Origin of the sequence: Sporosarcina sp. FSL K6-1508 (assembly GCF_038007465.1) — a bacterium.
GTDB classification, from domain to species: domain Bacteria; phylum Bacillota; class Bacilli; order Bacillales_A; family Planococcaceae; genus Sporosarcina; species Sporosarcina psychrophila_B.
The window spans coordinates 1,297,091-1,323,324 of record NZ_JBBOXF010000001.1 but is presented as its reverse complement, the minus strand read 5'-3'; the positions used below and the strand labels follow the sequence as shown (position 1 = coordinate 1,323,324).

The following is a 26,234-nucleotide window of genomic DNA, read 5'->3' as shown; positions in this document are numbered from 1 at the left end:
TTCATATACTTTTTCCCGAATGTTGTAAAACGATGGCGATTAAAGCTCTTGCCTTAACGCATTGATGACATCGATTTTCGTTGCTTTACGTGCTGGACGCCATCCAGAGATCATCGCAACGCCAATACTGATGGTGGAAGCGATAACAACAAGCTGCCATGGAATGACGGAGAACGTGACAGTCATATCTCCAAAATCCTCTTCACCCAGTGCTGCTGTAACTATTATCGGCAATACGTAATTTGAGACAATGCTCACTCCATAAGAGATAATGACCGCAAGAACCGTTCCAATAATTCCAATCCATGCACTTTCCATTAAGAATAGTCGCTGGATTAATTTCGGATTAGCACCGATTGCTTTCATTACTCCAATTTCACGCGTACGCTCTGTCACAGCCATTGTCATCGTGTTGAAAATCCCGATAGAGGCAATTAAGATGGCGATTGTACCAACAAATACAAGTCCTGCTTTCAACGCTAGGAAGAAGACGTCTAACTGGTCCAGTTCTTCTGATATCGAGTACACGCTGTATCCATCGTCTTTCAATGCTGTGGAAATTGCTTTGACGTTTTCTAATTTATCCGCATAGACATTTACATTGCCATAAAACAATGGATTTTCATCGGCATTCTCTTCTACGGGTTTCTCTACATGCGCATAATAGATTTTTTCCAATTCTAGAATGATAGTAGCATCTGCATATATTTTTTGATCCTGCTCCCAATCTTTCGCGGGTTTCTTTCCAACACCAACTATTGTAAGTTGCATTTTTTCTTCGATCATTTCACCTTCGTCATTACTGATTTGATAACTGAACTGTTCACCAATCAATTTTCCGTCATACGTAGTAAATTCACCCTCTTCATTTTCACCTTGTTGATTCATTAAGGTATCCGCGAAGTTGCTTCCCACAACGACTTCGTTTACTTTTTCAGGTAAACGTCCCTCCTGAAGCTCGAAATTCGCTTTCTTTTCTTCTGTAAAATCCGTCACAATGAGCTGACTATTCCCTGTGAACTCCCCGATTGAAGATTGCTGTTCTGCCCCTAAGTTTTGACGGAATACAACTGCTTTAACATGATCCCGTTTCTTCAGCTCTACAACTTTCTCATCATCCATCTCACTTGAGTACACCTCAATTTGTGTCACAAGTCGGTTCGATAAGATTTCTCCCCGAATCGTTTCATGCAAGCCGAATCCGACTGACGCGAGTACAATTAAGAATGCCGTTCCCATCGTTGCTGCAAGTACGGTCATAAAAACTCGCATTTTGTTTTTCTTGATATGTTGCCGTACGAAACTGATCTGGTCTTTAAATTGCATGCTGAGCACCGCCTTCTGTTAATACGCCATCGTGCATTCTATATACACGATCCGCTGTTTGTGCCACTTCATCGTCGTGTGTAATGATGACGAATGTGATACCGCGTGCTTTGTTGAGCGACTGAATTAGCAAAAGAACGTCCTGTTCTGTTTCCGAGTCGAGACTGCCTGTCGGTTCATCAGCAAAAATGATGGGCGGATCCGTGATAAGTGCACGTGCAATGCTGACACGTTGTTGCTGGCCTCCGGATAATTCATTCGGATAATGGTCTTGCACGTCCGTGAGTCCAACGTTCTGCATCAGATCTTTTACCTTCTTTTGTCGCTCGCTTTTGTTAATCCCTTTCAAGGTCAGCGGCAGTTCTACATTTTCAAATGCTGTCAATCCAGGCATCAGCTGAAAGTTTTGGAAAACGAAGCCGAAATGATCCAGACGGAACTTCGCACTTTCCACTTCACTGAATGAAGATGTCTGTATACCTTGTACGCTGATTTCTCCGCTTTCCGGCGTCAAGAATCCTGCCATAATATGAAGTAGTGTCGATTTGCCCGAACCACTCTTACCAACAATCGAAACGATTTCACCATCTGCAACATCGAACGTCAATCCTTTTAGCACAGGTACACGCTTCTCTTTACCTTTTTTGCCGATTTTGAATGAATGATTTAAATTTCTTACATTAATCATGTGAGTCCCCTCCAACTTTCTTTACTTCCTTCATTGTAAGGGGAGATTCTTAAGGGTTTGTGAGGATAGAAATGAAGAATTTCTTAAGATATTGAGATTGTTATTGGGATATGATCGGTCAGCGGGAGTTTATGAGCGGTGATTCGGTGGTTATGAGCGGTGGGGAAGCGGATAGGAGCGGTCGTGCGGTGTTTATGATCGATAGTAGGGTGGAAAGGGTCGCTCGGCCGCGGGATATGATCGGTTACGAAGCTGATAGGGACGCTCGCATCGATTTTCTCCACATAAAGAAGAGCCCAACACGCATAATTGCGGCTGGACTCTCTTCTATTAAACTTATTCAGCTTTGTCGGCTGCTTCTTCTTTTCTCGAAATCTGTTGCTGAGCGGGTTGCTTTGTATTTGCGGCTTTCACTTCGTTCGCCAGTTGGTCAATACTTGGACGGATGTTACCTTTCCCCGTATAGTTCTCAAGCATTTCCTTGACGTCGATACCTGATGTTGCTTTCAATGACTCTTGCAATGTCGCCATTAGATTAGTTGCATACGACGTCACTTTATTGGCGCCGCCGCCTTCACCGCTTCCTGTATCGACAACAGTGATCTTATCGATATTCGCAAGCGGGCTTGCGATTTGTTTCGCATATTCCGGAATCATATGGACAATCATATCCAGCATAGCAGCTTGCCCGTACTGTTCGAATGCTTCGGCAATTTTACGTTTCGCTTCTGCTTCAGCAAGACCTTTCAGACGGATGATGTCTGCTTCAGATTCCCCTTGTGCACGCTGAGAATCGGCTTTTGCCTGCCCGTCGAGACGGACTTTTTCTGCATCGGCAAACGCTCGTGCTTCAATGCGGTATTTTTCAGCATCTGCTTCTGTAATTTGCTTGGACTTTTCAGCTTCTGCATTTTGCTCAACTGCATAGCGATCCGCGTCGGCTTTCTTCTTAACTTCAGAATCATATTGTTTCTCGCGACGTAAAATCTCTTTCTCTTCAAGTTCAATTTGCTTCTGACGTTCAATGATTCGAACTTGCATTTCTTGCTCCATAACTTCCTGTTTGGAAACGGCCGTTTGAAGTTCGTACGCTTGGTCAGCACGCGCTTTCGCGACGTCCTGCTCGCGTCGGTAATCCGCGACTTTCAATAGGTTTTCTTTTTCAGCTTCCGCAATCTCTGTTGCACGTTCAATTTCTGCTTTTTGTGCTTCTTTAGAGGCTTCCGCATTTTTAATACGTGTTTCTTTCTCTGCTTCCACCATTGCAATATCTGCATCTCGCTTTACTTGTGCAATACGAGGTTTCCCGAGCGAATCGAGGTAGCCGTTTTTATCACGCACATCTTTTATCGTAAATGAAACGATGATGAGTCCCATTTTTGCAAGGTCCTGTGAAGCAACTCGCTGTACTTCTTGAGAAAATTTGTCTCGGTTTTTGTAGATTTCTTCCACTGTCATCGAGCCCAAAATCGAACGCAGATGACCTTCCAGCACTTCTTTCGCTTCGTTTTCACGGTCAGCTTTTGTTTTCCCTAAAAACTGCTCGGCAGCTGTTGCAATCTCTGAAATTGAACCGCCGATTTTAATGATTGCCGTTCCATCTGCCATAACTGGAACACCTTGCTCCGTGTATACTTCGGGAGTCGTCACCTCGAGTTTACTAGATAATAGGCTAAGCGGTGCTGCTTGCTGGAATACCGGCAATAGGAACGTCCCGCCGCCGCGGATGATTTTAATGCGATTTCCGGAATCATCCGTATGTACATTTTTAGTTCCAAGATAACTCCCTGTCACGATTAGTGCTTCGTCCGGACCTACTGTACGGTACTTTGTAACGTAGACCAAAACAACTGCCAGTATAACAAACGCGACTACTCCAAGTGCAATCCAAATCTCCATCTGTTTTTCCCCCTTTTTTTATTTGAAGCGGAATGGTTCATACTCCTTAACGATGAATGTCCCCTCTTTCACTTCGATGATTAATACTTCTTTTCCATACTCAATTGCTGCATTCTCGTATCCTGCCGCTCTTTTAGAAATCAATCCATTCACCGATTCGATGACAATTTCACCGAAACCGTCGACCGGAACAGGCACAATCACTTTTCCAACCCTGCCCATCAGCGACTCGTCCGTATAAGATAGCGATACTTCTGCCGATCTCAATGGGAGAAGAACAAATAAGTATAATAGAAAATCGAGTACAAAAGCAGTGACAAGTGCAATTACTAAAATGATCCCACTACTCCATGTCGTTACCAATTCCAATATATAACCACAAGCCGCCATAAATGTTATGAATGCGAGTATGACTGCCGGATCTAAGAACGGACTGGCATCTCCGACTCCTTCCGCCATATCACTAAAAAAGATATACAATAACGTCGCAAGACCGGCGATGATTAGCCCGACTAAATATACTTGCACAATCGGTATCCCGAACAGCTCCATTTCAGCACCTCCGCTTCCACCCTTTTTTGTCTCACCTATATATACGGTCAACGACTCCAGAAGTTTCAATTTTTTGAAATTATTTTCCGAATTTATTACACATCAATTAAACCGTTTTCCCGGGCAATATGAATGGCCTCTGTCCGGCTTTTAACTTGAAGCTTCTGGAAAACATCAGAAAAATAATTCCTCACAGTCCCTTCCGATAAAAACTTCTCCTGCCGCAATTTCTAGATTGATACTACTTAATAAGCTCTTCCGATTAATACGAACAAACAGTTTTTCCAATTTCAAGATACGCTCGCCTCCTATGTTAATTTTATTGTGGTTGAGGGTATGGTGTAGAGTACATTCCGTCATCTTTCCTTCATGACAAATGTCACTTTTTCTAATAAAGATATGTCGTTTGTAAAGTTTGTGTAAATTTCGTGCAGATTTCGTCGAAATTTGTATGTATCCCGTTTTTTTTTTGCTATGATGAGTTTATTAAAAAATAATTCCCCATAATGGGATGGAGGCACGACGATGTTTAGCCAACGCAAACCTGATCCTTTTTTCACTGCACTGCTAACGATTGCTGAAACTGTACAAGAAGCAGTCCATTATGCAAATGACTTTAAAGTAGTCAATGTTGCCGACTTAAAAGAAGTAAGCATAAAGCTCAAAAATTACGAGACAGAAGGTGATGCGCTCATCCACGATCTCATTATAAAGCTTAACAAATCATTCATGACACCTATCGAACGGGAAGATATTATGAATTTGGCCATCAAAATGGACGATGTACTCGATGGCGTCGAACACTTTGCTGCACATCTTGAAATGTTCTCCCTAACCGAAATCGATGAGTACGTTCAGAAGTTCATGGAGAACATTGTAAAAAGTACAGATGAAATCGTTAAAGCGATGAAGTTGCTCGCAAGAAAGAAACTTGAAGCGATGCACGATCATGCTGTTCTTATTAAAGATTACGAACGGATTTGTGATGAAGTGTTCCGTACTTCCGTCAAACAGCTCTTTATTAATGAAAAAGATCCGATTCGCATTATCCAGTTGAAAGACATTTACGAACAGCTTGAAGACATCGCGGATTATTGCCAAGACGTCGCCAACACAATCGAAACAATTATTATGCGCAACGCATAGGGGGGAGCTAAATGGATACAGTACTTCTCCTAACCATACTAGTCGTCGTTTTCGCACTCGCTTTTGATTTCATTAACGGATTCCACGACACGGCAAATGCTATCGCAACATCGGTTTCGACTCGTGCATTGAAGCCGCGGACTGCTATTTTGATGGCAGCCGCAATGAACTTCATCGGGGCTCTGACATTTACGGGTGTCGCAAAAACAATTTCAAAAGACATCGTCGATCCATTCGTTCTTGAAAACGGATCGCTTGTCATCTTGGCAGCACTTACTTCTGCAATTTTATGGAATCTGATTACATGGTATTTCGGAATTCCTTCCAGTTCATCTCACGCTTTAATTGGGTCAATCGCTGGGGCTGCCATTTCAGCGGCAGGTTTTGGTATTTTGAATTACGGTGGATTCTTGAAAATTCTGCAAGCGCTTCTTATTTCTCCATTCATCGCACTTGCGGGCGGCTTCCTGGTAATGTCGATATTTAAAGTTGTGTTGAAAAACAGGAATTTATTTGGGACAAATAAACGTATCCGTTATATGCAAATCGGTACAGCAGCGCTTCAATCGTTCACACACGGTACGAATGACGCGCAAAAAGCCATGGGGATTATTACAATGGCTCTTATCGCTGCAGAAATGCAGACGTCAGATGATATTCAGCTTTGGGTTCGGATTGCCGCTGCAACTGCAATGGGTCTCGGAACTTCAATCGGTGGCTATAAAATCATAAAAACAGTTGGCGGTAAAATAATGAAGATTCGTCCAGTGAACGGAATTGCGGCTGATTTATCGTCCGCAGTAATCATTTTCGGCGCGACACTTATCCACTTACCCGTCAGTACAACGCACGTAATTTCCTCTGCAATAATGGGTGTAGGCTCGGCCCAGCGTGTAAAAGGGGTCAATTGGGGCGTCGCTAAAAAGATCGTTATCACATGGATTATCACATTGCCCATTTCAGCATTAATCGCTGCGATTGTTTATCAAGTTCTTGATTTGTTTTTTTAATTCAAACATTTCCCTTGCATTGTTCAGGTAGCCCTGTTATGATAAAGAAGAATTATTTTTGTTCGGCATGATGGTCTCGAATAAATCTTGACCGCTTCAAGACTTGAGCAAGGATAGTAATACAATGTATGCACAAAGCATACGAGGAGGAAACACACATGGAACAAGGTAAAGTGAAATGGTTTAACGCAGAAAAAGGATTTGGCTTCATCGAACGCGAAGACGGAGACGATGTATTCGTACACTTCTCAGCTATTCAAGGAGAAGGCTTCAAGTCTCTTGAAGAAGGCCAAGATGTAACGTTTGAAATCGAGCAAGGCCAACGCGGTCTTCAAGCTACAAACGTAAACAAAAACTAATTTGAATTAACCATTCAAAAGCCATTCCCTTCGGGGTATGGCTTTTTTCTTTGTTTATTTTAGACAAGTCGGATGGTGATCACTGCCAAATCGATTGCTTTGATTGTTTTCGGGATTGCCATGAATAATTTCGGCCGGGCCATGAATTGGTCGGCTATCGCCATGACTAACTCGCTTTGCCGCGACTAACTTCAGCAGAGACATGAATTGGTCGGCGATCGCCATGAATAACTCGCTTTGCCACGACTAACTTCAGCAGAGACATGAATTGGTCGGCTATCGCCATGACTAACTCGCATTGCCATGACTAACTTCGGTCGAGCCATGAATTGGTCGGCTATCACCATGAATAACTCGCTTTGCCATGACTAACTTCGGCAGAGCCATGACTAACTTCGGCAGAGCCATGAGTTGATCGTCTATCGCCATGAATAACTCACTTTGCCATGAATAACTTCGGCCGAGCCATGAATTGGTCGGCTATCGCCATGAATAACTCACTTTGCCGTGATTAACTTCGGCCGAGCCATGAATTAATCACCTCCCCCTGACAATCCTCCAATTCATCAAACAACTTCTCTATTTCCACAAAAGCCTTCCTTCGATAAAAGACATTCCTATCATCTTCCGTTACTATAGAAGAATAGAAGAATAGAATCAATCTATACAGAGGAAGGAATGATTGTATGCGCACACTTGCGCGCTTTGTAACAAGCGCACATAAATATATTATCTTTGCATGGATTGCAATCTTTGTCATTTTGGCGTTTTTTGCGATTAAGTTACCAGGACTTCTTGAAGGAGACGGCTTCCAAACCGATGGTGAACACGCAGCTGTCATGGATATCGTGGCCGATGACTTCGGTATGCCTGCTGAAACCATGTTCTTAGTTTTCGATAATTTGCCTGATGATAAAATAGAAGCTGCCCTCAAAAAAGTGGCTACGCTTAATGTCACTTCAGAAATCGCATCACCGCTAGACAATGACTCACAGTATAAGAATACCGTTTCCTATGCACTTCTCCATTTTGATAATAAGGATAAAGATATGTCTGCTGTTGTCACAGATATTCGCGATGTGATTGGCAACGAAAAAGGGATTACGCTTACTGGCGCTTCTGCTATTTCAAAGGATATCAACACTGCTAGCCAGCGTGACCTGATGACGGCTGAAGCAATCGGATTACCGATTGCGATTATCATACTCCTTTTCGCTTTTGGGACAGTAGTAGCTTCATTCGTACCTTTGATTATTGGTATTGTCACTGTCGTATCCTCTTTCGGTGTATTGGCGATTCTCGGCGGCCAAATGGACTTGTCCATTTTCGTACTGAATATCATCCCCATGCTTGGACTTGCGCTCAGTATCGATTTTGCTTTACTGTTCATCAGCAGATATCGTGAAGAACGTAAAAAGAACGATATGAACGAAGCTATCTCTACTACGATTCGAACAGCAGGAAGATCCGTTATCTTTTCCGCTTTCTGTGTGTTCATTGGACTGGGAGCAATGATGCTTATCCGGGTCGACATCTTTCAAAATATCGCAATTGGCGGAATGATCGTCGTTGCGATGGCTGTCCTCGCATCCGTTACCTTGTTACCTTCCGTGCTGCTCGCACTTGGTGACCGGATTGACAAATGGCAGCTATTAAAAGAAAAAACGGGTGAAGCGAACGGTTGGCGCAAATTTGCGAATGGCGTTATCAAACGCCCCGTTATGATAACAATCCTTGCGTTTGTCCTACTCGGTATCGCAATGATTCCTGTTAAAAATATGGATTTAACAATTCCAGCAATCGATTCATTACCGAAGTCATATGATACGCGACAGGCTTTTGAATTGATTGACGATAAGTTCGGTCTGGCTGACCAAGCGGCTATCTATGTCATTGCAGAGCGTGAGAATGGATGGGAGGATGAGCAAGGGCTCGAGTCCTTGATAGCACTTGAAAAAGAACTTTCAACCGATCCGCTTGTGGATAAACTAACCACGATTTTCTCCGAAAGTGACATTGATTCCGTCGAACAATGGAAACAGGCGATGATGGTGCCGGAAATGGCCGCCCGGCTTACCCCTCTTGTTGAAACATTTGTGAAGGATAATCAATTGATGATTCCCGTGACGCTTGGAGCTAACGGTAGTTCCGATGCTGCACAAGATTGGGCACGCGACTGGTCTGATAAGCAAACGGAGTGGAATTTGTCCATCGGCGGTCAACCGAAGTTCAATCAGGAAATCTTTGATGAAATCTTGGATAAGATTCTGTACGTCCTTCTTGTCATCATTGTATCCACGTTCTTCATTCTGATGATCGCTTTCAAATCGATCCTAATTCCGATTAAAGCGATTCTGATGAACATTTTCGGTTTGGCTGCAACATTCGGGATTCTCGTTTATATTTTCCAATATGGACATTTCGGATTGGAAGCAGGCACGATTGCGCTTATCATCCCTGTCATCGTCTTTAGCCTAGTCTTTGGACTGAGCATGGACTATGAAGTGTTTCTCATCTCGCGAATGCAGGAAGAGTATGCGAAGACGTTGGATAATGACCATTCAACAGTTGAAGGGCTTGCGACAACAAGTAAGATCATTACTTCTGCAGCATTGATTATGATTGTTCTGACAGGAGCCTTCGCCTTTACGGACGTTATGCCAGTGAAACAGATTGGCGTCGGTATTGCCATTGCAGTTGCTATTGATGCAACGATTATCCGTCTCCTGCTTGTTCCAAGCCTAATGAAGCTGTTCGGCAAATGGAACTGGTGGTTGCCGTTTAGAAAAGGGCCATATAAACCGGGGAATTGGCATTAATAGAAAAGCCGAGGATGCCTAGATTCTGGACAATAGAAAAGCACACCAAGGATTAAAAATCCCTGGTGTGCTTTTTTCGATTATCGCGGTAATTTAAACAGCAAGTCACGACCTTTGAACATTTTCTTCCCGTCATCTCCTGTGAACGGTCCAAAAATCAGGTCAAACTTTTCATGGCGATCAAATTCGTACTTATCGATTAAGAATACGTGTAACTTCTCGCTTGATTTTCCTGGTTCAATTGTCTTCAATGTATCCGGTTCAAGCGATCCCTGATATAAGTATCGGAATTCGCCGTCATCCACACTCAAAATCGATTGGATACCATCTAGCCTTACTGTCTCTTCTGATTTATTGTCAATATTTAGTTTGACAGTGACCGCGATAATTCCATCATCCGCAAAGTTACGGAAGGTATTCACATATTCTGCAGATGGTTTGATTTCTGTATACTGAACACCTTCAAGTGTCACTTCCAAACCATTGAGTTCCAACTTCTGGCCAATGTCTTTCTTCTCAAAAACCAACTTTTTGTCTGCAATATTTTGATTCGTCAAATCGTCCCTATAATAATCAGGACCTGATTCCGTTGCCTCTTTACTGTCTTCATTATAAATAAAATCAAAAACGGCTTCTTCTAAATAACCTCCTCTCATGTCTTCACGTTCCGCAGCACCACCTGCAATAATCAGCTTTGGTTTCGTATTCGCTAGTTTTTCATATTGTTCGTTCGTCATAACAAACGACAGGAAACCTTGCTTTTTGAAACCGGCAGGATATTTACTTGCGCTGGTAGGATCATCGGATTGTAATACATCTTCACGTGGCACTAGTTTAAACCGATCGCCGTATACTATATCATAACGATCATCCATGAGAAGCGATGCAAACCCGCCATAGTAAACGGGATTGCTCCTTTTATTTTCATATGTAGCTAGTGCTGTAACAACATAACCTTCTACATTATCTTTAAATAAATACTCGGAATCCCGGTTGATATCGGATACTTTCGTTATCTGATACTCGTCGATTGTTACGACAAATCCATCCATATCATGCGCATAGCCAGGCTCTTTATTTGTATAGAGAACTTCAACAACGCCTTCTGTCATTTCGGCGATATTCGGATTAAGAATGGCTGTGTCATCCCCGCTCGCCGCTGCCTCTTTTGGTTTTAGTTCTTCCAAAGCTGTACGCAACTCTTCCAAAGCATCGTCTGTTTCTGTTTCTGTTTCTGTTACTGATTCTACTTCTGTTTCAACAGTTTCCACAGCTTTGCTACTTTCCGCTTCATCATTCACATCGGCCGTTTTCTTTTCATCCGTACACGCCCCAAGTAAAAGTGCGCTTGTTCCAATAGCAAACATTACTTTTTTGTAATTCATGTTTCATGACACCCTTCCTATTTCCATTTTAACAAATACCTATCTTTAAATTAACCACAGTTAGGGAATAATACATACTAAAAATCGGAAAATAAGGAAAAATGATTCGGAAGAACCTGTGCTTAATTTGCTAATTCATTACCTTTAACCCACAATAAACCAGTCTACTAGACTATATAAGCACTAAGAAAAGAATAGTATAAGAATTAATATTTTCCGAATAAAAAAGCAGTGTTTTCACACTGCCCCTGAATTTCCTTCTATTGATTCAACAACCGTTTCAATCGGTGCCATGCCATTTTCCATATTATTGATAGTTATCTGCATCGCGAAATAAACGGCTACACAGCTTACTATAATAAGTAAGACGAGACCGATGACGAGATTTTTGCCTTTCATTGAGCATCAGCCTCGTCTTCGACTCTTGTAAATTCCTCTTCAATCAAATAGACATCTGCTTCGTTATAATCGCCGAAACTCTCTTCAAGATTCAAGCCGTGATATAAGTTCCAGAAGCCTTGCTCTTCCATCAGGACCAGTTCCTCGCCGTCGTTGTTCCTAAACTTCTGTACAACAGCCTGCGGTTCAGGTGCCCCTTCAGACAATGCCTTAATTGAATCTGCAATCGTTTTCCGAATTTCCTCTTCTGAAGCTTCACGAATATTGACGAGACCGCGTTCATCTGCATCATAACCGGGTATTCCCGCTACATAAACAAAACCATTGCCGTTCGGGTGAAGATGCTGAACGACAACTGTCTTTTCATACAGGCTCTCTTCATAGTGATAGTTAATCCGTTTCATGGATACGTCTTTCCGTGTAAGTTCGGGAATTGACTCGATAATTTCTTGTTTCTGTTCAAATGTCAGCATTTATGTCCACTCTTTTCCACTCTAATTTCGTTTAGTATACCATTATTCTTCTATCACCGATAATCCAAGCACACGCGCAAAGCCGATCGCCTGATCTTTCGACACGATGCAGCCGGCTATTTTCGGCAGCGTGACTTCAATCCGGTCATATGTACTGTCCGATAAATCAATGCCCTTCAAGTCTGTTTCAGTGAAATTGATGTTATCCAACTTGCATACCTTAAATTGTACATTATTAAATGAACTTTCATAAATATCGGCGTCCGTTAAATTACACTCGGCGAATTCGACTTCTTTCATACCCGAAAAACTAAAGTTACTATAGCGCCCATCACATTCTTTAAATAACGTATGACCGAGTTTGGCATTCGCAAAATCCGCACCTGTCAGTTTCGAATTCACAATTTCACATCTGTGGAACATGGCGCTCTGAAAATTCACATTGGACAAATCACATGTATCAAATACAGCATCCACAAATTCCGATCCACTCAAATCACTGCCTGCAAACGAGACATCTTTAAATATCACATCATCGAAAGTTAATCGCTCACCTTCCGCGCCCGTCATAAAGCCGCCGTCAAATCGTACTTTTTGAACATACCCTTCATTATCCAATACTTCTTCAACCCGCATCACCTTATGCTCAACGGATAATTTTGGTTTTTGCCGCTTGTTTACCTTTTTTTTAGTCAACTTGAGACCCCCTTAGCGTGTTTTCCATTCCGTTATAATGATAATCAAAATAATAACTGCAATGGCGAGAATATAAAACCAGCCTGGAACACTGCTAATTCCACCAAACATTTTTCTCGCTCCTTTCTTTAATCAACTCTTTTCACACCCATAATTATGGTGAAGTCGATCGTAATGTTCTCTATAGCCGTTCCTAGTGCTTCTTCAATCTTTTCGTTACTTGCACCCCAAGTGAGAGGTGTCATCCGTATAAGAGGCGCTAGAAGAGCAGGTGCTAGCGGAAACAGATAAGTAAGGCGTTTTGTTGTGACAGAATCGAAGTGTTCCTTGAAACGCACTACGGGATCCGAATCGTCTTTTCGCTCTCCCTCTTCATAAAAGATTGCCCTAAGCTCTTTCAAATAACCACTTTCTGGCACCGCTTTTATGAATAGCCCGTCCGATTTCAACAAACGGGTAAACTCTGCATAATTCGCTGGCGATAAAATATTTAGAATGACATCGAATTGGTTAGCTTGAAACGGACAGTTCGCAAGGTCCGCTACACTCCAAATGGAACCTGGATATTCTTTCGATGCCGCAGTGATTCCTTCTTTCGCAAGGTCAATACCGGCCCCAATAGTGTCGCCTGGCAATTGAGATAGAATGGCCGACAAATGCGTGCCTTCGCCGCAACCCGCGTCTAGAATGAAAGCTTGTTCTCGCCCTTCGAGATGTTCACTCGCTATAGCGGTAATATATTCAAGAACCGGATTAAAAAAACCGCTGCTCATCACCGTTTTCCTCGCTTCAAAAAGCGTTTTATCGTATTTTGTCACATGTGCCTGTGGGGCCAAGTTAATGTAGCCGTTTTTCGATAAATCAAATGAGTGATTATCTAAACAAACGAGCTGTGACTTGTCTACCATGACCATACCAGATGAGCAGATTGGACATCTGAATACATGCGAGTTGCTTTCCATTACTTGTGCATTGATCACTTTTTTCGATATAGTCATACGTTGAAAACTCCGATCATCTGTTGTTCTATTAGTATACAGCTTTTCGGCAGGTACTGGTAATGGAGTGAATTTAGTTTATTAACACCATACAAGGACGCCACGAAAATAGGTTCATACTGTATTCAACTGTTGCCTGGAGGTTACAATAGAAGACAGGAGGCGATTCAATGAAACGATTATTCCTTTTCATCCTTTTCATAGCTGCACTTTATTTCACAAAACCTTACTGGGAAGAACCAGTTTCACAATATGTCGACATCTCTTTTCTTGAGCCCGTCGACGAAAAAATCGATGCTCTTTTGACGAAAGAATCCCTAGATACAGCTATCCACTATATAAGCAACACCACAGACAAAGTGGTATCTTTCCTGACATCAAAGACAGCGGAAAAGGAAGAATCAATCCCCACCGTGGAAAAACCCGTGTTGGATAAACCAGTGAAAACAGGGTTCTCCATTCACAATATTGAACTCGGTAGTCCGGAAGATAAAGTGACAGCTGAACTTGGTCAGCCAAAAAACCATTCTATGAACGAATATGGTACCGAATGGTTCACCTATCACGATGGCTATCAAAATTTTGTCATGGTTTCCTTCGATGAAAAACGGAATGTGAACGCCATTTATACGAATGATGACCTCATTTCATCGACGGCAGGCATAAAATATGGCTCACTAAAATCAGCGGTCCGGGAAACATTAGGTGAACCTATCAAAGAAATTCGCAAGGGATTAAACATTTACATTCTTCAGGAGAGTGAAGGGTTCGACGTTTTTAAATCAGGTGAAACGTATACCTACGTATTTTATGATTTACATCAAAATGAAAAAGTAACAGCCATCCAGCTCATTAGCGACTCATTGGAAAAGAGAAAAACTGGTATCTATGCCGGCGGTAATACACAATTACGAAACGGATTCGAGCAACAACTTTTTGACTTAACGAATGCGGCACGCGTACGCCACGGACTTTCCTCCCTTAAGTGGGAATCCAACGTTGCAATAACCGCACGCAAACACAGCATCGATATGGCGGAGAATGATTATTTCAGCCACGATAATAAACAAGGCAAGTCTCCGTTCGACCGAATGGCAGATGACGGTGTTAAGTTCCGTGGAGCAGGTGAAAACCTTGCTTACGGCCAATCGAGCAGCATATTCGCCCACGAAGGTCTTATGAATTCTGAAGGCCACCGTGAAAACATTTTACTCGATAGTTACAGCCATCTTGGCACAGGTGTTTCGTTCAATGAAAAATTGCAGCCTTACTACACTGAGAATTTTTTACTGAAATAAGCTCCAATTAGGATTAATGGGTCATATTCAGGGAATTGGATAGACTATTAAGTAAATGGAGGGGATTTCTCAATGAAGGCTGTTACATTCCAAGGTGCAAAAGATATTAAAGTTAAGAAAGTGGATGACCCAAAAATCGAAAAACCTGATGACATTGTCGTCAAAGTAACTTCAACTGCTATTTGCGGATCAGATCTGCACATCTATTTAGGCGCTTTACCGACGCATAAAGACTATGTCATCGGTCATGAACCGATGGGCATTGTCGAGGAAGTCGGACCAAATGTGACGAAAGTAAAAAAAGGAGACCGTGTCGTTATCCCTTTCAATTTGGCATGCGGGCATTGTTTTTATTGTGAACATGAAATGGAAAGCCAATGCGATAATTCGAATTCGAACCCCCATGTGGATACGGGCGGTTATCTCGGTTTCACAGAGCGCTACGGCAATTATCCAGGCGGACAAGCGGAGTATTTACGTGTGCCTTATGGCAACTTCACACCGTTTGTCATCCCAGAATCATGTGAGCTTCCTGACGAAGCCCTTCTTTTTATGTCAGACGTCCTGCCGACAGCTTATTGGAGCGTAGAAAATGCCGGCGTTAAAAAAGGAGATACAGTCGCCGTCCTCGGATGCGGGCCAGTCGGACTTATGGTTCAGAAATTCGCTTGGATGAAAGGTGCTAAACGCGTACTGGCAATCGACCACGTCCCGTACCGTCTGAACCATGCCATTAAAATGAATAAAGTAGAAGCGCTGAATTTCGAGGACTTTGATAATATGGGCGGCCATATTAAAGAAATGACCAGCGGCGGAGTCGACATTGTCATCGATTGCGTCGGGATGGACGGCAAAAAAAATATCCTCGAGAAAGCCGGACAGAAAATGAAGTTGCAGGGCGGCACTTTAAGCGCCATCGACATCGCTCATAATGCTGTAAGGAAATTCGGTACCATTCAGCTGACAGGTGTTTACGGATCCCTTTACAACATGTTCCCTCTCGGTAATTTATTCGAGCGCAATATCACGCTCAAAATGGGACAAGCTCCCGTTATCCATTACATGCCCATGCTTTTTGATAAAATCACAAAAGGTGAATTCGACCCGACGGAAATCATTTCCCATGTAGTGCCGCTTGAAGAAGCCGCCACTGCGTATCAACATTTCAATGATCATCAAGATGAGTGTATTAAAGTCATATTAAAACCTTGAATGAAAAACCGGCAGATGCACATCTTAACGATGCATCCGCCGGTTTTTTTATTAACTTTGAATATAGTTATCGCGTTTCGGCAGGTAGCGCCATTACTAACTTCCAACGAGCCATGAATTCAGACTGGAGTGACATAACTAATTCGGGAGTTGCCATGAACAACGCGCAACGCCATGACTAACTTCCGACGAGCCATGAATTCAGACTGGAGTGGCATGACTAATTCGGGAGTTGCCATGAACGACGGGCAGCGCCATGACTAATTTCTGACGAGCCATGAATTCAGGCTGGAGTGGCATGACTAAGTTGGGATTCGCCATGACTATCAATGGTATTGACACCATTACTAGATCTCTTCAAAATCTATGCTTACTTCTTCCCACCGATGACTGCGCAGGCAATACGATCACCTGAATCACCCGCTGGATCTGTTTTATAATCATCCATTTTTTCATGAATAACAAGCGAACTGCCATCACTATCGAGAAGATAATTATCAACGCCCGGCTTCAATGTAACAAAGGCAGTTGTAACTTCAGCATTAACTTTGCCATCTGCGTCTACTTCGAGATTCGGCAAATCACCTAAGTGAAACCCTTTTGGATTGTCAAATCCATGTTCTTTATTTTCCGGATTAAAATGGCCGCCCGCCGACTTGAAATCGGGTGGTGTACACACAGCCTTTTCGTGAATATGAATGCCATGTTTGCCAGGCGGTAACCCTTCAGCCTGAATGTTGATTGTCACACCATCAGCCCCTTCAACAAAACTGGCTTCACCAATTTTCTTCCCTTCCGTATTCAAAATTGGGGCAATTAACGCTGCGACGCTTTCTCCGCTGACCGGTAGTTTCATGCCATCCTTCCCACATCCGCCTGCAATCAATAGCGCAGACAGCATGATGGACAATACAATTTTTTGTTTCAATACGATTCCTCCCTAAATTGCTCTTCTTAAAGGAGGATGGCTTTAATTCCATTTAATATGTATGAAAACGTAGAATTGATCTCTTTTCATCTACAACAGGATAAATGAGCAAAAAAACGCCGCCAATTCCAGCTTCGTGGAATTGACGGCGCTCTCTCTTTTTTATGAATTCAACATCAAAAAAGTTCCTTCGCCAATAAGCGATAAACATCCAAGCGTTTCTTTTGCGAGTGAGGAATACTACAAATCATGGCTTCATCAAAACCGTAATGTGCCTGCTCTGTTTGTAACAATGTCGCAATTTCTTTAGCTGTTCCCACTAAGTGCAGTTTACGATTTTCTTTAATCGTCATGCGATCCATTTCCGTCAACGGATAACTTTGTGCTTCCTCAGGCGTTAATGATTGTCCCAGATGGCCTTTCATCAGCATTAAACGGGCAATGTCCTGTGGTACTGCTTCAAATTCAGCTTCTTCTTTCGTTTCAGCTACCGTTACCATATAAGACACATTGATTTCCGGTTTCTCCAAGAACGCTGAGGGTTGGAAATTCTTTTTATATGCATCTAAAATCTCTTTGGTCATCCCCCCGTTGAAGAACTGTGCAAACGAATAGCCAACGCCCATCCGGCCTGCTTTGATTGCACTGTTGCCGCTCGAACCAAGCAGCCATGCTTCCGGTAAAACAACGTTAGACGGGGTTGCGATTGTTTTGTTGTACAAACTATCTGCCGGCACTTCATCGTTAATCAATTGCAGTGCAATCTCAAACTTTTCATACATATTATTAACCATTGGCTGGCGCCCTTCAGACAGCGCATAAATGGAGTGGTTATCCCCACCCGGCGCGCGGCCGACACCAAAGTCAATTCGACCAGGTGAAAATGCACTCAATGTTTTAAACACTTCAGCTAGTTTTAATGGCGAATAATGCATCATCATTACGCCGCCTGTACCAATACGAATCGTTTTCGTTTTGGCAGCCAAGTGAGCTGCTGTTACTTCAGGTGCTGAACTTGCAAACGACTTAGTTGCATGGTGCTCAGCCATCCACATGCGGTGGTAGCCTAACTCATCTGCCAAGATTGCCAGTTCTTCTGCTTTTTTCAAAGCATCTGGTGCAGTATTTCCGCTAGTAACGGGTGCTTGATCCAGTATACTTAATCTCATATATTTAAAGTCCCTTCTCTTGACGAAGTTTCTCAGGTGTAACATCTTCCCCTAGTGGGTCAATCACAGTTATACCTGAAACGGTGCTCAGAACTTGCCCGCGAATTTCCCGTAAATAGTCTTGCTGCAATACCGTTTGTTCAACCATTTCAGCATTTGTCAAACCTTCTTCATGTTGTTTTTTCGCTAGCTCATTAATGCGGTCTAAGCCTTTAATCACTTTTTCTCCCTCTTTTCATATCTCTTATTTCCCAATGATTTCACTTCGTAATTGATGGGAAATGAGGTAGTACATATTCCCCTATTTCTTGAATTACATCTTCCACAGGGCGGTTACCCGTTTTCAAACCCAATATGACATGATTAACCCCAATATTTTGTAATGCATATAAGTAATCGATTAAAAACTTATGACCCGACCTAAAGCCTACTTTTATCGGAACCGGAGTAGGGGCAGCCAACGGATTCTCTGATAAGTCGATAACCAATGGTTGTATAAATGGTTTAAACTTACCCGTTGCCCGTCGCCAAAGTTTAATTATTTCACGCTGACGATTTGCTTCTTGCGCATAAAACATCCAGCCATCCATATGTTCTGCCAACCATTCAGTCGTTTGACCAGAATACCCTGTTCCTAAAACGGGAATATCGGTAAAGACTGGTTTCGGAATAATATCTCCTTCTGTCATTCCAACTCTTTCTGTCTGAACCTGTGGATATGATTCTTTCCACACTTTCTTCATGACTGTCAACGACTCTCTAAACAATTCTGCCCTATCGTTACTGTCCACTTTAAATGCGGGAAATTCGATTGGGCGGTCACCGGTTGCAGCGCCAAATAAAAAACGTTGATTAGACATTTCATCCAAAGATGCAGCTGATTTAGCCAAGTGGAGGGGGTGACGTAATGTTGTGACGACACTTGCAGTACCAAGCGCGAGTTTATTCGTATGTGCTGTTACATATGCGAGATAAATAAAAGGATCATAAATAACACCCGTATCTCCAAATTTAGGATCGAATAACGGAGAATCTCTTACAAACAAAGAAGAAAACCCTAGATCTTCTACTTTTTTCACGAGTGTCATTTGCTCTTTCAAATCCACTTTGGGGAGCCTTCCAGCATCCGGCTCTAAAGGAAACATAAACCCAAGTGTTAATTTATTTTCCTTAAACGTTCGTGCAAAACCATTATGTGATTGGAATTTCCCCATAATGTCATCCTCCTAGCCGTCACTCTTTTCGATTACAGGACCATTTTTTCGCGAATCAATGCTTGTAGAAATTCCACTTTTTCTTGATAACGCTCTGTTTGAATTCCATCTGCTAATGATGCGATTGTTTCGCGTTTTAGTACGGATTTCCAAACCGATTCAGCTTCTCCCATTAAGTCCGTTAATAAACAACCTGTATCTTCTTTTTCTAAATCAAGCATGTCATCTAGAATCCCGCTCGCGGAATAAAGGGATTGCTGCCCCTCTACTGCAAGATAAATATCGTATATCCGGATTTCTTCAGGCTTTTTCTTTAATTTGAAGCCGCCTTTTACACCGGGCACAGAGGTAATCAAGTCCGCACTGACCAGCTTTCTCAACAACTTTTGAAAATATGTTGGTGAGGTCCCAAGTTGCTGACTAATCGCCTCTCCTGGCAGTACCGCTCTATCCGGTAACATGTTAAGCATTAAAATCGCATAAACCGATTGCTCAACGCCTGTTTTCATTTGCATAAGGTTCGCCTCTTTTATTAATCTAACGTAGATATTCATTATCCACTTTATCAAATTTTATCTTACAGTACTCGTAAAGTACATTTATTTGATTGTAAAAAAAAACGCTGCCAACTCCAGTTTCGTGGAATTAACAGCGAATTTTCATTTACGCAAGTATCAATTTTTCAAGATCCATTGGTGCAATATATGTACCGTCTTTATAGACGCGCATATTACCGCCCGAAATTTCGTCGATTAGCATGATGTTACCTGTTTCAGCGTCGCGTCCAAACTCGAGTTTAATATCATACAGGTCAAGACCTTTTGCTGCAAGTTCATCTCTAACTACGCCTGAAATTTCTTTCGTCAACGCTTCAAGTGTAACGTATTCATCTGTCGTCAATAGACCAAGTTGCGCAAGCCCATCCTTGTTAATCGGCGGGTCGTTACGGTCATCGTCTTTGAGCGTGACTTCTACGAAGGCATCCAATGGTTGTCCTTCTTCACAATATGCGCCGTATCTACGCAAGAAGCTTCCAACCGCACGGTATCTGCAAATCACTTCAAGGCCTTTGCCGAACACTTTTGCTGATCGTACTGTCATCGTTACTTCATCAATATTAGCATCTACATAATGAGTGGGAATATCTTTATCCGCCATCTTTTCAAAGAAGTATTTCGTCATCCGAAGTCCGGATTGCCCTGCACCTTCAATCGATAAGCCGACTGTGTTCGCGCCAGGATCGAAAACCCCATCTTCTCCGGTTACATCATCTTTAAATTTCAGCAGGACATTATTGCCCTCCAGTTTATATACGTCTTTCGTTTTCCCTTTATATATGAGTTCCATGCGTCTGTTCCCTTCTATAGTAGGATGAACGTTCACCTTTAGTATAATTGAGAACCGTCATAAGAAAAAGAGTTATTCGTAAATATCGGATAATGTTCTTCCTATCACAACAAAAACTGTACGACAGCCGGGCTAAACTCTACGACTGATTCACATTACTGTACGACAACAGGCAAAACTTTCACCCATTACAACCTATCAGCCCATTTTTTTGAATTTCCTACTCGTCTACTTGCATACAATTGTTGTATACTTGTTCTAGTAAATCTAAGCTCTATCGAAAGAGAGTGAAACTTCATGGGCCGTAAATGGAATAATATCAAAGAAAAGAAAGCGTCAAGAGATGCCGATACAAGCCGTATTTACGCAAAGTTCGGACGTGAAATTTATGTCGTGGCGAAGCAAGGCGAGCCGGATCCTGAATTGAATCAAGCGCTGAAATTTGTCGTTGAACGCGCAAAAACATACAGTGTACCAAAAGCGATTATTGACCGCGCAATTGAAAAAGCAAAAGGCGGTTCAGAAGAAAACTTTGATGAGCTGCGTTATGAAGGTTTCGGACCAAATGGCTCAATGGTTATTGTCGATACGCTGACAAACAACGTTAACCGTACTGCATCAGAAGTACGTGCCGCATTCGGTAAAAATGGCGGTAATATGGGCGTAAGCGGATCTGTATCTTATATGTTTGATGCTACTGCCGTTATCGGACTTGAAGGTATGTCAGCTGACGACGTTCTCGAACTTCTAATGGATGCAGACGTCGAAGTGCGGGATATCCTCGATGAGGAAGAGTCGGTCATCATCTATGCTGAACCAGACCAGTTCCATGCCGTTCAAGAAGTATTGAAAAATGCCGGAATTACAGAATTTAATGTCGCTGAAATAACAATGCTTGCACAAAATGACTTGACGCTTTCACCGGAAGCACAAGCTCAATTTGAAAAAATGATTGATGTCCTCGATGATTTGGAAGATGTTCAACAAGTACATCATAACGTCCACTTAGACGATTGATTAAAACTGTTCACCCTTTCATTCATTCCGTTGACATGCTATGCTACTAATTGATTGACAACTTCATAATCTATTTGACCATTAGGGGAATCCTTTTAAAGGACTGAGAAACGAGTTCCACTCCGCTACCCTTATTACCTGAACAGGTTCGTACCTGCGTAGGGAAGTGGCATGTCTTCCTTTTTGTGCATTCAAACGCCATCGACAGACCACTTTCCATACCTGGAGAGTGGTCTTTTTGTATTGAAAAGCGGAAGGCGCCTTTACAAAGGAACGCAGCTTAAGTGCGCCACCTCCTGTGGCAACAGCTGCATGACCTACATCCTGTAGGCCTCCGACAGGCATAAGACGGTTTACGAAGAGGGCGTTCTTCAGCCCTCGCAGTAAAACGACTTATGACCCGAGGGGCTGGCATCTGAAGCTAGCCATAATTCCACCTCGAAAAACATCTTATCTTTTAATAAAGGAGGAATTTGATGAAAGTGATTGCCGTAACAAATGATCGGATGACAAGCCAGCAATTAATAGACACACTGTTAACAATCGAACCCTTTATTGACGCAATCATCTTACGTGAAAAATCGAAAGTAGATGCAGAAATCATTGATTTAATTCAAATGTTACAAACGGCAGGATTCGATAAAACCAAAATCATCGTCCATAGGCGAACAGATATCGCTTCGATTATGGGGATAAAAAAGGTTCAGCTTCCCGGAAACAGTGTGCCTCTGGCGCTACTCAAAAACCAGTATCCTGATATTTTATTCGGCAGATCCGTTCATTCCTTCGAAGAAGCGGAAACTGCCTATAAAGCCGGCGCTGACTGGATTCTCTATGGGCATATATTCACAACAACTTCCAAAGATGGCATGCCGCCGCGCGGGTCGGAAGAACTTTCTCGAATTACTGAGGCACTTCCCATTCCTATTTACGCCATCGGGGGGATTAAACCTTATCACCTTTCCCAGTTGCAACAAGCTGGTGTTGCAGGTATTTCGATAATGTCAGCCATTTTTGAAAGCGATAATCCCCTAGCTGCCGCAAAGATCTATCAGGAGGCAAGCCATGTCGCACAACGTTGACGTTGCGGTCATTGGCGGCGGAATTATCGGGTGCAGTACTGCTTACTATTTAGCGAAAGAAGGCTTATCTGTCCATCTCCTTGAACAAAACGAAATTGCGCAAGGTACCACTAAAGCAGCCGGCGGAATGCTCGGTGCACACTCTGAATACATGAACGACACATTTTATTCATTCGCCCGTGAAAGCCAAGCCCTATACAAGGATTTCCAACTAGATACAGGCGTAGCCATTGGTTATAAACCAGGCGGGATTATTCAATTTGCCCGTTCCGATCAAGAGCGAATTACGCTTTCACGTTGGCATGATGCTCATTATCTTTCAGCCGAACAAGTTGGCCAGCGTATACCCCATGTCGCTCCCCCTGCTTACGGAGCTTATCTTTTTGAAGAGGATGCCCATGTTCATCCTGAAAAGACATGTCTGGCATTTTGCAGAATGGCCCAAAAGTTGGGTGTGACTGTTTCAGAACATAGCCAAGCGGATGAAATCGAAGAATACGGCAGCAACTACCGCATTGAAACTAACTCATCCGTTATAACCGCAAATCATGTAGTTCTAGCGGGCGGGGCTGCGAGCGCAAGACTTGTGCCAAGATTGCAGATGACGGCGGTGAAAGGTCAATGTATGCAGCTTAATGCAATGAGCATGCAATTGCCTTATACACTTTTCCATAAAGGCTGTTATATCATTCCCCGCCCAGACGGAACGCTAGTCGTCGGGGCGACAATGGAACACGGGATTTCAGATTTGCAGACAACTTATGCCGGGAATCTTGCACTGAATGAGATTGCAGAACAATTCATACCTGACCTTTCTCGCCTGCCCGTTGTGAATAGATGGGCAGGGCTGCGTCCTAAAACGGTTGATGACTTCCCCTATATCGGGAGGATTCCTGGAAAAGAAAATATGTATATTGCGGCGGGCCATTTTAGGAACGGTATTTTATTGGCACCTGCAACGGCTTGTATAATTCGGGATTTGATCATCGGAAATGAAGTGAATTTAGAACGGATTAATGCATTCGATCCGCAAAGGGGGATTTTTCATGAAGCGTACAATTGAACTGAATGGCAGTCCGTATGAGATGCCCGCTGAAGTTGAAAGTGTACAGGGATTACTTAGGCATCTTGAACTTGAGGAGCGTATCGTCATCATCGAAATGAATAGAGATATTCTTGCCAAAGACGGCTATGACAAACCCATTAACGACCGGGACCAAATTGAAATCATTCATTTTGTAGGGGGAGGATAATTATGCTAACCATCGGAAATAAAACATTTAACTCAAGACTGCTTCTCGGAACTGGTAAATATCCATCATTTGATGTCCAAAAAGAGGCGGTACGTGTATCAGAATCGGAAATTTTAACGTTTGCAGTGAGACGCATGAATATATTTGAATCGTCACAACCGAATTTTTTAGAGCAACTTGACCTTTCAAACTATACATTGTTACCAAATACAGCTGGAGCAAAAACAGCTGAGGAAGCAGTACGCATCGCGAAACTAGCGAAAGCATCGGGGCTTTGCGACATGATAAAAGTTGAAATCATCGGCTGTGACCGTTCACTTCTTCCGGATCCAGTAGAAACGCTCCGTGCAACGGAAATGTTATTGGATGAAGGATTCATCGTGCTTCCTTATACGTCAGATGATGTTGTGCTCGCTCGCAGATTATGCGAAATGGGCGTACACGCAATCATGCCTGGTGCTTCCCCAATTGGATCAGGACGTGGTATTTTAAATCCGCTCAACTTGTCATTCATCATTGAACAATCCAATGTACCCGTCATTATCGATGCGGGGATTGGCTCACCAAAAGATGCGGCGTATGCCATGGAACTGGGTGCGGACGGGGTTTTATTGAACACGGCGGTATCAGAAGCTGGAGATCCGATTAAAATGGCAATCGCTATGAAACTGGCAATTGAAGCGGGAAGACTTGGCTATGAAGCATGCCGGATGCCAGAGCGCGATTACGCAGTTGCAAGTAGTCCTACGGAAGGACTTGTAACGAATTGAACGAAAGATATTCACGGCAAGAGTTATTTGCTCCGATTGGTCAAGTCGGTCAGAAAAAGATCCGGGAGGCACGTATTTTCGTATTAGGGGCAGGGGCACTTGGCTCAGCAGGCGCTGAGATGCTCGTCCGCGCGGGCGTTGGGCGTATCACAATTGTCGATCGCGATATTATCGAGTGGACGAATCTGCATCGGCAGCAACTGTATACCGAGCAGGACGTCATTGACCAATTGCCGAAAGCCATTGCCGCAGAGAAGCGATTGACCGCTATTAATGGCGACGTCGCTATAGCTGGAACCGTTGTTGATGTGACGCCGCAAAACGTTCTCGATTTGATGGAAGGTCATGATGTAGTGTTGGATGCAACAGACAATATTGAAACGCGGCTACTTGCTAATGATGCAGCGTTAAAACTTGGCATCCCCTTTTTCATGGGTGCATGCGTCGGCAGTTATGGCCTGTCGTTCCCCATCGGTGTTCAAGACAATCAGCCTTGTCTGCATTGTTTGTTGGAGACATTACCGTCACAAACACTGACATGTGATACAGTCGGCGTCATCAGTCCGATTGTCGTGACGACAGCGGCCCGACAAGTCGCGGATGTGTTGAAATATATAACAGGAACGTCATTTGTACCAAAACTCGAATCTGCTGATTTATGGACAGGCGACCGCGCTTCAATCGAAGTTAAGAGCATGAAAAAAGCCGCATGTCCAAGCTGTTCTGAGAATGCTGTGTATCCTTTCTTAACCTCCCGTGAATCTATGAAAACGGCTGTGCTTTGCGGACGTGAAACTGTGCAACTATCATGGCCTGAGAGCAGAAAGTTTGAGCTCCTCCCTTTCGCAGAATCCATTCGCGGAACTGTTTCGAAGTTAATCCATAATCCACATCTTGTCGCTTGCGAATACAACGGTCATCGGATTGTGCTTTTCCGGGACGGTCGCATGCTTGTTCACGGAACGAAAGATATTGTGACGGCGAAAAAGATTGCTGCGGGGTTGCTTGGTTGAGGGGTGTCAGCACTTTAGATTAAACCAGCATTTCATTAAGCAAAGCGTAGGATAGCTGGAATCTGAACACGGAATCGAATAAAAAAGCTTATACTTACCTTTTGAAAAAGGAGCATCCGGATTACATGGATTCTCCTTTTTCTTATATTGCTGATCTTGTCTATTTACTCAGAAGTTAATT

28 protein-coding genes and 1 riboswitch are annotated in these 26,234 nt (G+C 43.0%); of the genes, 12 read left to right on the top strand and 16 right to left on the bottom strand.

Translation table 11 applies throughout. The annotated features are described in order from the left end of the window. Nucleotides 1–39: 39 nt before the first annotated feature. The 5 genes from MKZ11_RS06445 to MKZ11_RS06425 all read right to left on the bottom strand — a co-directional run bounded on the left by MKZ11_RS06445 (nucleotide 40) and on the right by MKZ11_RS06425 (nucleotide 4,692). Nucleotides 40–1,326 (bottom strand): ABC transporter permease, encoded by a 1,287-nt coding sequence (locus MKZ11_RS06445; RefSeq protein WP_340793169.1) that lies wholly within the window; start codon nucleotides 1,324–1,326, stop codon nucleotides 40–42. Beyond that, nucleotides 1,316–2,014, bottom strand: a complete 699-nt coding sequence (locus tag MKZ11_RS06440) for an ABC transporter ATP-binding protein (protein ID WP_340793168.1) — start codon at nucleotides 2,012–2,014, stop codon at nucleotides 1,316–1,318. The genes MKZ11_RS06445 and MKZ11_RS06440 overlap by 11 nt, the downstream gene beginning before the upstream one ends. Nucleotides 2,015–2,350: 336 nt before the next feature. Then, complete coding sequence (locus MKZ11_RS06435) at nucleotides 2,351–3,913, bottom strand: flotillin family protein (RefSeq protein ID WP_340793167.1); 1,563 nt, start codon at nucleotides 3,911–3,913, stop codon at nucleotides 2,351–2,353. 18 nt (nucleotides 3,914–3,931) lie between these two features. After that, nucleotides 3,932–4,465 (bottom strand): hypothetical protein, encoded by a 534-nt coding sequence (locus MKZ11_RS06430; RefSeq protein ID WP_340796935.1) that lies wholly within the window; start codon nucleotides 4,463–4,465, stop codon nucleotides 3,932–3,934. Nucleotides 4,466–4,560: 95 nt separating this feature from the next. Then, entirely contained in the window at nucleotides 4,561–4,692 is a 132-nt protein-coding gene (locus MKZ11_RS06425; protein WP_340793166.1) for a response regulator transcription factor, read from the bottom strand. A 298-nt stretch (nucleotides 4,693–4,990) separates the two neighbouring features. On the opposite strand from MKZ11_RS06425, the gene MKZ11_RS06420 reads away from it, so the two are divergent. From MKZ11_RS06420 to MKZ11_RS06405, 4 genes are all read left to right on the top strand, one after another. Continuing rightward, nucleotides 4,991–5,611 (top strand): DUF47 domain-containing protein, encoded by a 621-nt coding sequence (locus MKZ11_RS06420; protein WP_340793165.1) that lies wholly within the window; start codon nucleotides 4,991–4,993, stop codon nucleotides 5,609–5,611. Between the two features lie 11 nt (nucleotides 5,612–5,622). Then, complete coding sequence (locus MKZ11_RS06415; protein WP_340793164.1) at nucleotides 5,623–6,621, top strand: inorganic phosphate transporter; 999 nt, start codon at nucleotides 5,623–5,625, stop codon at nucleotides 6,619–6,621. Nucleotides 6,622–6,779: 158 nt separating this feature from the next. Continuing rightward, a complete protein-coding gene (locus MKZ11_RS06410; RefSeq protein ID WP_067205063.1) occupies nucleotides 6,780–6,980 on the top strand; it encodes a cold-shock protein in 201 nt (66 codons plus the stop codon). A 686-nt stretch (nucleotides 6,981–7,666) separates the two neighbouring features. After that, on the top strand, nucleotides 7,667–9,799 hold the full coding sequence (locus tag MKZ11_RS06405; RefSeq protein WP_340793163.1) for an MMPL family transporter: 2,133 nt from the start codon (nucleotides 7,667–7,669) through the stop codon (nucleotides 9,797–9,799). Between the two features lie 80 nt (nucleotides 9,800–9,879). Here MKZ11_RS06405 and MKZ11_RS06400 read toward each other — a convergent pair whose 3' ends face one another. The 5 genes from MKZ11_RS06400 to MKZ11_RS06380 form a co-directional block, all read right to left on the bottom strand. Beyond that, complete coding sequence (locus tag MKZ11_RS06400; RefSeq protein ID WP_340793162.1) at nucleotides 9,880–11,184, bottom strand: DUF5068 domain-containing protein; 1,305 nt, start codon at nucleotides 11,182–11,184, stop codon at nucleotides 9,880–9,882. A 237-nt stretch (nucleotides 11,185–11,421) separates the two neighbouring features. After that, a complete protein-coding gene (locus MKZ11_RS06395; RefSeq protein WP_340793161.1) occupies nucleotides 11,422–11,583 on the bottom strand; it encodes a hypothetical protein in 162 nt (53 codons plus the stop codon). After that, nucleotides 11,580–12,056 carry a hypothetical protein gene (locus MKZ11_RS06390; RefSeq protein WP_340793160.1) on the bottom strand — a complete coding sequence of 159 codons (477 nt, stop codon included), beginning with the start codon at nucleotides 12,054–12,056 and terminating at the stop codon, nucleotides 11,580–11,582. The genes MKZ11_RS06395 and MKZ11_RS06390 overlap by 4 nt, the downstream gene beginning before the upstream one ends. A 42-nt stretch (nucleotides 12,057–12,098) precedes the next feature. After that, nucleotides 12,099–12,752 carry a pentapeptide repeat-containing protein gene (locus tag MKZ11_RS06385; RefSeq protein WP_340793159.1) on the bottom strand — a complete coding sequence of 218 codons (654 nt, stop codon included), beginning with the start codon at nucleotides 12,750–12,752 and terminating at the stop codon, nucleotides 12,099–12,101. A 128-nt stretch (nucleotides 12,753–12,880) separates the two neighbouring features. Continuing rightward, nucleotides 12,881–13,750: a putative RNA methyltransferase gene (locus MKZ11_RS06380; RefSeq protein ID WP_340793158.1), complete on the bottom strand. Its 870-nt coding sequence runs from the start codon at nucleotides 13,748–13,750 to the stop codon at nucleotides 12,881–12,883. Between the two features lie 170 nt (nucleotides 13,751–13,920). On the opposite strand from MKZ11_RS06380, the gene MKZ11_RS06375 reads away from it, so the two are divergent. Continuing rightward, nucleotides 13,921–15,048, top strand: a complete 1,128-nt coding sequence (locus MKZ11_RS06375; RefSeq protein ID WP_340793157.1) for a CAP domain-containing protein — start codon at nucleotides 13,921–13,923, stop codon at nucleotides 15,046–15,048. Between the two features lie 72 nt (nucleotides 15,049–15,120). Next, nucleotides 15,121–16,260 carry a zinc-dependent alcohol dehydrogenase gene (locus tag MKZ11_RS06370; RefSeq protein WP_340793156.1) on the top strand — a complete coding sequence of 380 codons (1,140 nt, stop codon included), beginning with the start codon at nucleotides 15,121–15,123 and terminating at the stop codon, nucleotides 16,258–16,260. Between the two features lie 370 nt (nucleotides 16,261–16,630). Here MKZ11_RS06370 and MKZ11_RS06365 read toward each other — a convergent pair whose 3' ends face one another. From MKZ11_RS06365 to MKZ11_RS06340, 6 genes are all read right to left on the bottom strand, one after another. Next, the gene (locus MKZ11_RS06365) at nucleotides 16,631–17,161 is read right to left on the bottom strand and encodes a superoxide dismutase family protein (protein WP_445327030.1); all 531 of its coding nucleotides are present in this window, start codon (nucleotides 17,159–17,161) and stop codon (nucleotides 16,631–16,633) included. Between the two features lie 203 nt (nucleotides 17,162–17,364). Further along, nucleotides 17,365–18,357 (bottom strand): LLM class flavin-dependent oxidoreductase, encoded by a 993-nt coding sequence (locus MKZ11_RS06360; protein ID WP_340793154.1) that lies wholly within the window; start codon nucleotides 18,355–18,357, stop codon nucleotides 17,365–17,367. 4 nt (nucleotides 18,358–18,361) lie between these two features. Continuing rightward, nucleotides 18,362–18,577 carry a DUF896 domain-containing protein gene (locus MKZ11_RS06355; RefSeq protein WP_340793153.1) on the bottom strand — a complete coding sequence of 72 codons (216 nt, stop codon included), beginning with the start codon at nucleotides 18,575–18,577 and terminating at the stop codon, nucleotides 18,362–18,364. A gap of 40 nt (nucleotides 18,578–18,617) precedes the next feature. Beyond that, nucleotides 18,618–19,571 carry an LLM class oxidoreductase gene (locus MKZ11_RS06350; RefSeq protein ID WP_340793152.1) on the bottom strand — a complete coding sequence of 318 codons (954 nt, stop codon included), beginning with the start codon at nucleotides 19,569–19,571 and terminating at the stop codon, nucleotides 18,618–18,620. A 32-nt stretch (nucleotides 19,572–19,603) separates the two neighbouring features. Beyond that, a complete protein-coding gene (locus MKZ11_RS06345) occupies nucleotides 19,604–20,086 on the bottom strand; it encodes an RrF2 family transcriptional regulator (RefSeq protein ID WP_340793151.1) in 483 nt (160 codons plus the stop codon). 148 nt (nucleotides 20,087–20,234) lie between these two features. After that, nucleotides 20,235–20,918 (bottom strand): phosphoribosylaminoimidazolesuccinocarboxamide synthase, encoded by a 684-nt coding sequence (locus tag MKZ11_RS06340; RefSeq protein WP_340793150.1) that lies wholly within the window; start codon nucleotides 20,916–20,918, stop codon nucleotides 20,235–20,237. 297 nt (nucleotides 20,919–21,215) lie between these two features. Between MKZ11_RS06340 and MKZ11_RS06335 the strand changes: the two genes are divergently transcribed. The 6 genes from MKZ11_RS06335 to MKZ11_RS06310 all read left to right on the top strand — a co-directional run bounded on the left by MKZ11_RS06335 (nucleotide 21,216) and on the right by MKZ11_RS06310 (nucleotide 26,053). After that, nucleotides 21,216–21,935, top strand: a complete 720-nt coding sequence (locus MKZ11_RS06335; protein ID WP_340793149.1) for a YebC/PmpR family DNA-binding transcriptional regulator — start codon at nucleotides 21,216–21,218, stop codon at nucleotides 21,933–21,935. Between the two features lie 73 nt (nucleotides 21,936–22,008). Beyond that, nucleotides 22,009–22,117: riboswitch (TPP riboswitch) on the top strand. Nucleotides 22,118–22,411: 294 nt separating this feature from the next. Then, nucleotides 22,412–23,017, top strand: coding sequence for a thiamine phosphate synthase (locus MKZ11_RS06330; protein WP_340793148.1), 606 nt, complete (start codon nucleotides 22,412–22,414; stop codon nucleotides 23,015–23,017). Then, nucleotides 23,001–24,080 carry a glycine oxidase ThiO gene (gene thiO / locus MKZ11_RS06325; protein WP_340793147.1) on the top strand — a complete coding sequence of 360 codons (1,080 nt, stop codon included), beginning with the start codon at nucleotides 23,001–23,003 and terminating at the stop codon, nucleotides 24,078–24,080. The genes MKZ11_RS06330 and thiO overlap by 17 nt, the downstream gene beginning before the upstream one ends. After that, a complete protein-coding gene (gene thiS, locus MKZ11_RS06320) occupies nucleotides 24,064–24,270 on the top strand; it encodes a sulfur carrier protein ThiS (RefSeq protein ID WP_340793146.1) in 207 nt (68 codons plus the stop codon). The genes thiO and thiS overlap by 17 nt, the downstream gene beginning before the upstream one ends. After that, a complete protein-coding gene (locus tag MKZ11_RS06315; protein ID WP_340796934.1) occupies nucleotides 24,267–25,040 on the top strand; it encodes a thiazole synthase in 774 nt (257 codons plus the stop codon). The genes thiS and MKZ11_RS06315 overlap by 4 nt, the downstream gene beginning before the upstream one ends. Then, entirely contained in the window at nucleotides 25,037–26,053 is a 1,017-nt protein-coding gene (locus tag MKZ11_RS06310) for a ThiF family adenylyltransferase (protein WP_340793145.1), read from the top strand. Before MKZ11_RS06315 ends, MKZ11_RS06310 begins: the two co-directional genes overlap by 4 nt. Nucleotides 26,054–26,234 lie beyond the last annotated feature (181 nt).